Origin of the sequence: Actinomadura barringtoniae (assembly GCF_017573505.1) — a bacterium.
Lineage (GTDB): Bacteria > Actinomycetota > Actinomycetes > Streptosporangiales > Streptosporangiaceae > Spirillospora > Spirillospora barringtoniae.
Genome location: NZ_JAGEOJ010000039.1, coordinates 60319 through 68852, shown reverse-complemented (window position 1 = coordinate 68852; position 8534 = coordinate 60319). Strand labels below are relative to the sequence as shown.

Below are 8534 nucleotides of genomic sequence, written 5' to 3'. Positions count from 1 at the left end.
CAGACTCCGGCGCAACCCCAGCCTCCGGGGCCACACCCGCCCCAAACGCCCCACCGGTCACGCCCGCACCAGAGTCATCAGCAGACAGACCCGCCGCACGCGCAGCACCTGCCCCAGGCGCCCCACCAGCCGCACCGGCCCCGCCGACCTCACTAGCCTCATGCGCTCCGCGCGTCGCACCCGGCACGTTCATCCCCGGCGTCGCAGCGGCCGCACCCGCGTGAGCCGCCTCATGCGCCCCCGGCGCCACGCCACCCTCAGGCGCCTGAACGCCGCGCACGTCGCCAGCCGATCCACCCGCAGAGGGATCGGACGCCTCACCTGTCACACCCGGCCCCGACGAGCCATCGGCCATGCCCGCGACAGAGCTCCCAGAAGCCTCGGCAGGCAGACTCGCCGTACGCGCATCACCTGCACCCGACGCACCACCAGCCGCGCCACCTGCCGCGCCAGACCCAGGCGCCGCGCCAGTTCCAGAGGTCCCGCCCATGCCATACGGCCCAGGCGCCTCACCTGGCGCGTCCGGACTCGGCGTCGTTCCAGCCGCAGTCGCATCATCCACCGCGGGCGCCCCACCACCCTCTGGCGCCTGAACGCCACGCGCCTCGCCGGTCGATCCACCCGCTGAGAGGTTGGACGTCCCAGCTGCCACGACCGGCCCGGACGTTCCACCGGCCGCGTCCGCAGGAGAGGTTCCGGACGCCTCGGGAGGCAGGTCTGCCACGCGTACCTCACCTGCGCCCTGCGCTCCGCCCGCCGCGCCAGGCGTCGGAGTCGCTCCAGGACCACGGGTCTCGCTGGCCTCATGTGCTCCGGGCATTCCAGCTGCCGCATCCGCTCCTGGCATCCCACCGGGTGCATGCGGGGCAGTCGCGCCGGGCGCCTGCGGATCAGTTGCGGCGAGCGTATGCGGATCAGCCGTCCCCGGCACCACACCGCCCTCGGGCACCGGCTCGCCAGGCGCGGGCGGCCGATTCGCAGCCTCGCCCGCATCCGCCATGCCGGGCGCGGCGCCAGACGCTTCGTCCGCGAGTCCTGCGGGCTGCGCCGCGCTCGCGTCGGGGGTCGCGGGGGCGTCCGTGGGCGGCGACTCGAAGGCGACCTCAGCCACGCCGGGCTCGGGCGCATGGAGGTCAGCCACGCCGGGCTCGGGCGTACGGAGGTCAGCTGCGTTCGACGACGGGCCCGGGCCTTCTGCGCCAGCCTCGTCAGCCGCGTGCGGGGCGGCTGCGGGGCGGGGCTCGTCTGTACGGGTGGGCTGGGGTGGGGCGTGGCCAGGGTCGGGTGGGGCGAATGTGGGGGCCGGGTCGTCCTGCAGGGCTTCCTGGAGGGAGGGGTCCACTTCCAGGCGCAGGCCGGACTGGGTCCAGGCGCCCTCTGGGGTCACGGCAGGTTCGCCCAGTTGGTAGCGGAGGTCGGCCAGTTGCTGCTCCAGCAGGGCCATGCGGGATTCGCGCTCGGCCAGGGAGTAGGCGAGGCGGTGGATGGCCTCGTCGGTGAAACCGACCTGGTAGCCCCACAGGCCGCGCGGGAGTTTGAGGAGGGCGGCCTCGGTGCCGGTGATGGGGCGGGCGGTGGGGAGAGGGAGCTCCGGGTAGTCGGGATGGGTCTCGGCCAGCTCGCCGCCCCGGCCCATGGCGAGCACGACGACGGCGCCCAAGACCGCCAGGCCGGCCAGGACGAGGACCACAACCACGATCATGCTCCGATCTGTCTACGCCTTCGCATGACGATCGTGCCATGCTCGGTGGCATGGAGCTGCATGACCGGAGGGTCCTGTCGTTCGGCGCGGCGGTGCCGGAGGGCGTGGTCGACGCCGGAACGTCGCCTGGGGCCGGTGAGGTCGAGGCTCTTGTGGCTGCGGGGAAGCCGGTCATGGTGACCGAGACCACGACGGCGGCGGTGGCCGTTTACGCGTGGCTGGGGGCTTCTGTTTTCCGCGTGCCGGACGCTCTGGTGGGGGAAGTCCGGCAGGTGGTCGAGATGGTCTTGGCGATCAGGGGCTTGCGGGAGCCGGCGGTGTCCCGGCGCGGGTTGGCCTGACACCGCCGGCCTTTTACTTAGTGCAAGCGTTACTTAGTGCAAGCGATGCCAGGGGCCGGTGATCGCGAACGTCACGCCGGGGCCCTCCTGGCGGTTGGCGAAGAGGATCCGCCCGTCCAGCGAGAACGTCACGCCGGTGAACTCGCTGTCGTTGAAGGCGTTGCGTGCCATCGCGAACGGCTTGTTGTGCCGGGTGGTGCCGATCAGGTGCTGCTCACCGTCGCCGTCCTCGGCCAGCATCACGCCGCCGCCGTACGGGGAGACGGTGATGTTGTCCGGCCCGTCGAACCGCCCGCCGGGCTTGAAGACCAGCTGGAGCTCGATCGTGCGCGAGTGCGGGTCGTACGTCCAGACCTGGCCGGCGTGGTCGGCGGCGCCGCCGTCGGACTTGTGCGAGTAGCTGCACACGAAGTACGCCTTGCCGTGCCCCCACCAGGCGCCCTCGAGCTTCTGGCTGCGGGTGATCTTCTCGAGCTGCTTGCGGGTGGAGGTCGCGGCGGCGGACGGGTCGGGGACCTTGACCCACTGGACGCGGAACCGCTTGCCCGGCTCCTGAACGGCGGACAGGTCGGGCACGTCCGGGACGTACATCGCCTCGAGCGTGCCGCCCGCGAGGTAGGTGTGATAGTCGCCGCGGTGAGCCTTGGGCGTGAAGCGGTAGAAGAGGCCGAACGGCTTGGAGGCGTCTTCCGTGAGGTAGGCGATGTGCGTGTGCGGGTCCACCGCGACGGCTTCGTGGGCGAAGCGGCCTAGAGCGGTCAGCGGTACGGGCTTGGTACGCCTGCCCCGGGGATCGACCTCGAAGACCCAGCCGTGGCTCTTGGTCTCCCCGGTAAAGCCCTCGGTCTCCTCACAGGTAAGCCACGTTCCCCAGGGCGTACGCCCGCCCGCGCAGTTGGTGGACGTGCCCGCCAGGCTCACGTACTGCGAGAGCAGGTTCCCGTTGCGGTCCACCTCAAGAGTGGACGTACCGCCATTCGCCGCCGGGTCATAGGTCAGGTTGGACGGCGCTACCGCCCGGGTGCCGTTGTTGCTCTGCTCGTGGTTGCGCACCAGGCGCGTGGTGTGCGGCCTGCCTCCGGGGAACGTGGCCGTTCCGTCGTGGTGGCCCGGTACGACGACACCCGGGCTGATGGGGTCGCCCTCGATCGAGAGCATCTTGTAAGAGAAACCCTTGGGCAGGTCGAGAATGCCCTTCGGATCAGGGACCAGCGGGCCGTAACCGTAGGCCTCGCCCACGTCGGCCCCGGCGGAGGTCTGGAAGACGGACTCGGTGCTTCCGGCCAGGGCGATGGACAGGGCTCCGGCAGCCCCGCCCTTCATGACCCCGCGACGGGACACGGACATGAGGGGACTCCTTCACGTGAGGGGATCACGCCGGAGCCTTGCTTTTCCGCTTGAACTCGCGGTGAACGACCGGGGGCGGGTCGGCAAACCGGGAGGCACCAAGCCCGTTCAGAACAACTTCTGAGCCCCTTGGTATTGCAGCACACCCCCAAAGCGCACATTCTGCATAGTCCGCCAGAGCCAAACCTCTGCGTGATCCACCCAGAGTCCAGACTCGCCATAGCCCGCCAAAACCTGGACTCGGCAAGTCCAGCGGACTGGGGACTCGCCGTAGTCCGTCAAAGCTCGCCCTCAGCCGGGGTTCGCCAGAGTCAGCGCTCGGAGTAGTCCGTCAGAGGTCAGACTCGACGTGGCCCACCAGAGCCAAGACTCGACGTAGTCCGTTAGAGCTCGGACTCGGCGTAGTCCTCGGCGGTCGGCTGGATGCGCGGCTGGGAGCGCTCCAGGAGGTCGAACGCCTCGGACACCGATGCGGTCCAGCCGATCGCGTCAAAGATCTTGGCGCGGGCGAAGCCGGCGTCCAGGAGGCTCTGCATGAGGTCGCGGAGCGGGTCGTAGACGCCGTACGGGTCGAGGATCACCACGGCCTTCTGGTGCATGTCCAGGACGCGGGCGGTCCAGACCTCGAACAGCTCCTCCAGCGTGCCGATCCCGCCGGGCAGCACCAGGAACGCGTCGCTGAGGCGGTCCATCTCGCCCTTGCGGCTGCGCATGTCGGGCGTGACGATCAGCTCGTCGTTGTCCTCGTCGGAGATCTCGACGCTGACCAGGCCCTCGGGGATGACGCCGACCGTACGGGAGCCGCCGGCGCGGGCGGCCCGCGCGACGGCGCCCATGCAGGAGACCTGTGCCCCGCCGCTGACCAGGGTGTGGCCGCGACCGGCCAGTTCCGTGCCGACCTCGGTGGCGAGCTCGATGTACTTGGGGTCGATCCTGGAGCTGGAGGCGCAGAAAACGCAGACGGCAAGGCTCATCGGGTGTGGGCTCCCCTTCCTTCGCGGGCGCCCGGCGATCGGGCGGACAGCCTGTACAGCTTGCCGCACTGTGCGCCGCGCGACGACCCCGGTCCCGGCGCGACGACCCTGCCCGCACGGCAAGCCCCTCAGGCCTTACAGCGCCGACGGTTTCGGACGACCGCGCCACCCTTCCCTGCTGTCGATATTGGAACGACTTCCTCATTGATTTGACCCAATTTGCCCCAGAAATGCCGCCTTTACAGAAAGACGATCTTAGGGTGCTGGGTTTCGATGGATTCGAACCTCCGAAGAAAAGGACCGGCCCGGATAGAGTCGAGAATCTCACCACCCCCCGCAAGAGCAATTGACGGTGAAGCCCCCCACATCCACCGGAGCAGCGGGTTGAACGGCTTCGTGCAGCGACCTGGCGACGGCGTGCAACGGCCTGGCGACGCCGCCCTTGAGACCGATGGGCCAGACGGCCCCCTGTGGACACTCGCTCCCTACCCCGTACTGGCGGCCGACCTGTCCGGCGTGATCCGGCAGGTCAACAACGCCGCCCGCGTCCTGTTCACCGGCGCCGAGCCCGGCATCCACCTGGCCGACGCAGTCCCCGGCTGGCTCGCCCGAGCCCAGTCCCGCCTGGCCCTCCTAGAACAGGCCCAAGACGACGCCTCTGGCTGGCGCCGAGACACCCCCATCCAGCCCCAGCCCCCCGCCCGTTCCACCAACACCCCCGCCCAGCCCAAGGAATCCCCCAGCGCACCCCCAGGCGACCCCGGCTGGTCCACAAGCACGCCCGGCCCGCCACAAACTGATACCGGCCGCCCCTCGAACACCCCCGGCACACCCCGGGGCGCCCCCAACTCACCCCTGGCAGGTCCCGCCTCAGCCCCCAGCGGCCCCAGCACGGTCCCAGGCAGCCCTGGCCCCGCCCCGGACGATCCTGGCGCAGGCCTGGGCGACACCAGCCGGACTCCGAACGTGGCTGGCTCGGACGGGCCCGCCTCACCCACCGGCGCCGCCCCAAGCAGCTCTGGCTCCGCGCAGGGCGGCCCTGGCGCGGGTCCGGGCAGCACCGGCCAGGCCCCGAACGCACCCGGCTCGGGCCGCCCTGCCTCAGCCCCCAGTGGTCCGCGCGCGGACCAGGGTGGGCCTGGCCCAGCGCCGGACGAGTCCGGCGCGAGCCCCGGCGACGCCGGCCAGGAACCCAACACACCCGGCTCAGGCGAGCCTGGCTACGCGCCGGGCGACCCTGGCTCGGCGCCGGGCGGCATCGGCCAGGAACCGAACGCACCCGGCTCGGGCGGCCGTGGCTCAGCACCCGTCGGCACCAGCACGACCACAGGCAGTCCTGGCCCTGCGCTGGACGGTCCTGGCGCGGGCCCGGGCGGCACCGGCCGGGGCTCGAACGCGGCTAGTTCAGGCGATTCCGCCTCGGTTTCGGGCGGTCTCAGCGCGGGTCCTGGCGTCCTTGGCTCCGTTCCGGACGGCCCTGGCTCGAGCGCGGACGGCATCGGCCGGAGCCTGAACGCGCCTGGCTCGGGCAGTGCTGACTCGGCCCCCGGCGATTCCAGCGCGTTCTCAGGCGACCCCGGCTCTGCGCCGGGCGGTCGGGGCTCGGGGGTGGGCGGTCGTGGCTCGGGGGTGGGCGGCAGCGGCATGGGCCTGGGCGGGCCCGGGCGGGCTCGGTTTGTGCCTGAGCGGCGGTGGGGCGTGGGGCGGGAGCTGCCTGTGGCTCGGGGGACGGTTGATGGGCGGGCCTTTGAGGCTCGGCCTACGCACTGGGTCGAGAACGGCGAGACGATCGTGGTGTGGTGGCTGGTCGAGGCGGCCGAGAAGCAGATGACGCCGGACTCGCTGCGGCTGGAGCATGAGCGGGCGGCGTTTCTGATGGCGGCGGCTAACGAGCTGACCTCGCTGGACGCGGAACGGTGCCTGGATACGACGGTGCGGCTGGCGGCGCGGCATCTGGCTGATCTTGCGTTGGTGATCGTTCCTAAGGCGGGGCGGGGGCATCGGGCGGTTTACTGCGGGCCGGACGGGGCGATCGTGCGGGAGGACATGAAGGCCAGCCCGACTGAGATTCCTGGGGTGGCCGAGGCGCTGCAGGGGTTTCCGCCCGTTCCCTCCAGGTGGATCGATCCGGCGCTGGTGCCCAATCCGTTGTTGAGGCACGGTTTTGATGAGCCGGGGTCGATGGTTGTGACGGCTCTGCCTGGGCCTGGGACGCCGGTCGGGGCGCTGGTGCTGGTGCGCAAGGCGGGGAACGCCGCGTTCTCGGATGGGGAGGAGAGCCTGACCCGGCAGTTCGCCGCTCGGGCTGGAACGGCCATGTCGGCGGCGCGTCTGTATGCCGAGCAGGCCTCGATCACCGAGATCCTGATGCGGGAGCTGCTGCCGCCGCAGACGCGGGACATGGACGGCGTGCGATTGGCCACGGGATATCGGCCGTCCGGGCTCGGCGAGCAGGTCGGTGGTGATTTCTACGACCTGTTCCCGGCGGTGGACGACGGCGAGTCCCTGATCGTGCTCGGCGACGTGTGCGGCAAGGGGCTCGAGGCGGCCGTGCTGACCGGGAAGATCCGGAACGCGCTGCAGGTGCTGCTGCCGCTGGCACGCGACCACCAGCAGGTCCTGGACCGGTTGAACGAGGTCATCCTGCTGAACGGCGATCCCACCAAGTTCGTCACGCTCGTCCTGGCCTCCGTTCGGCATCGCAAGGGCCGGGTCTGGATGCGGCTGACCAGCGCGGGCCATCCGCCGCCGCTGGTGCTGCGCGCGAACGGCGAGGTCGAGGAGGTGCCGACGGTCGGCACGCTGATCGGCGTCATCGACAAGATCTCCACGCACACGGTCGGCATCGAGCTCGGGCCGGGCGAGACGTGCCTGCTGCACACCGACGGCGTGACCGAGGCCCGCGGGGGTCCGCTGGGAAAGGAGATGTTCGGCGACGAACGGCTGCGCGCCGAGCTCGCCGGCTGCGCCGGGATGCCGCCCGACGCGCTGGTCGAACGCGTGCAGATGCTGGCCCGTGACTGGGTCGGCGACGGATATCACGACGACATGGCGGTCATCGCCATCACACCGCGCCGGGAACGCACTCCGACCGAAGGGAAGCGCGACCCATGAACACGACACCCGCCGACCTGGAGGCGCACTCCAAGCGCCTGTGGAAGGCGGTGGTGGCGGGCGACGAGTACGAGGCGGTGGACGCCGCCGCCGACGCTCTCCGCGACGGCCTCGCCGCGGAGACCGTGCTGCTGGAGGTGATAGCACCGATCCAGGACCGGGTCGGCCGCGAGTGGGCGGCCGACCGGATGACGGTCGCGCAGGAGCACATCGCGACCGCCGTGTGCGAGCGGGCGGTCTCGCTCCTCGCCCGGTCCCCGGTGGCCCGGCCGCCCGAGCCGCCGGCGCGGATCGCGGTGGCGTGCACGGACGGCGAGTGGCACGCGATGCCCGCGCGGCTGCTGTCCACCGTGCTCGGCCTGCGCGGCTGGCAGGTCGACCACGTCGGAACGCAGCTGCCGATCCCCTACCTCATCGCCCACCTGCACCGCACCCGGCCCGCGGTCGCGGCACTGTCCAGCACGATGATCACCCAGCTGCCGACCGCGCATTCCGCCGTGGTCGCCTGCCACGCGATCGGCATCCCGGTCCTGGTGGGCGGCGCGGCGTACGGTCCGGACGGCCGGTACGCGCAGCTGGTCGGCGCCGAGGGCTGGGCACCCGACGCCCGCGGCGTCGCCGACGTCCTGGCCGCCGGGCCGTTCCCCCGCCCGGCGCCCGACCACCAGCCCCTCGACGACCTGCCGCACCTGGCCGACCAGGAGTACACGCTGGTCAGCCGTTCGGCGCACGACCTGGTCCGGCAGGCGCTCACCCGCCTGGACGGAACGACCGCGATCACCGCGCAGCAGTTCCTGGACGCCAGCGAGTGCGTCACCCGCCTCGTCGAGGTCCTCGCGACGGCCCTCTACCTCGACGAACCCGAGGTCCTCGTCGACTACATGACCTGGGCGACCGACGTCCTCGGCAGCCGCCAGATACCCGTGCACGCCCGCGGCCTCCGCTACACCCTCGACGTCCTGGGCGACCGCCTCGTCGACCTCCCCCGCACCCAGGGCATGCTCGACCAGGCCCGCAAGGCCATGGACGACCCCAGCTGACCCTCGACCGCTCACC

5 protein-coding genes are annotated in these 8534 nt (G+C 71.5%); 3 read left to right on the top strand and 2 right to left on the bottom strand.

Annotated features, from left to right (window positions below; translation table 11 throughout):
• Nucleotides 1-1752 precede the first annotated feature (1752 nt).
• Nucleotides 1753-2043, top strand: a complete 291-nt coding sequence (locus tag J4573_RS51790) for a hypothetical protein (RefSeq protein ID WP_243774970.1) — start codon at nt 1753-1755, stop codon at nt 2041-2043.
• 33 nt (nt 2044-2076) lie between these two features.
• On the opposite strand, the gene J4573_RS51785 is transcribed toward J4573_RS51790, so the two are convergent.
• A complete protein-coding gene (locus tag J4573_RS51785; RefSeq protein ID WP_208263860.1) occupies nt 2077-3390 on the bottom strand; it encodes an alkaline phosphatase PhoX in 1314 nt (437 codons plus the stop codon).
• Nucleotides 3391-3773: 383 nt separating this feature from the next.
• Entirely contained in the window at nt 3774-4364 is a 591-nt protein-coding gene (locus J4573_RS51780; protein WP_208263859.1) for an LOG family protein, read from the bottom strand.
• A gap of 1716 nt (nt 4365-6080) precedes the next feature.
• Here J4573_RS51780 and J4573_RS56530 point away from each other — a divergent pair.
• On the top strand, nt 6081-7478 hold the full coding sequence (locus J4573_RS56530; RefSeq protein WP_307797551.1) for a PP2C family protein-serine/threonine phosphatase: 1398 nt from the start codon (nt 6081-6083) through the stop codon (nt 7476-7478).
• The gene (locus tag J4573_RS51770) at nt 7475-8518 is read left to right on the top strand and encodes a cobalamin B12-binding domain-containing protein (RefSeq protein ID WP_208263858.1); all 1044 of its coding nucleotides are present in this window, start codon (nt 7475-7477) and stop codon (nt 8516-8518) included. The genes J4573_RS56530 and J4573_RS51770 overlap by 4 nt, the downstream gene beginning before the upstream one ends.
• Nucleotides 8519-8534: the final 16 nt, after the last annotated feature.

Bases quoted from the DNA above. Each gene is read 5' to 3' on its own strand.
- J4573_RS51785 (WP_208263860.1), bottom strand. From the start codon at position 3,390: ATGTCCGTGTCCCGTCGCGGGGTCATGAAGGGCGGGGCTGCCGGAGCC.
- J4573_RS51770 (WP_208263858.1), top strand. From the start codon at position 7,475: ATGAACACGACACCCGCCGACCTGGAGGCGCACTCCAAGCGCCTGTGG.
- J4573_RS51780 (WP_208263859.1), bottom strand. From the start codon at position 4,364: ATGAGCCTTGCCGTCTGCGTTTTCTGCGCCTCCAGCTCCAGGATCGAC.
- J4573_RS51790 (WP_243774970.1), top strand. From the start codon at position 1,753: ATGGAGCTGCATGACCGGAGGGTCCTGTCGTTCGGCGCGGCGGTGCCG.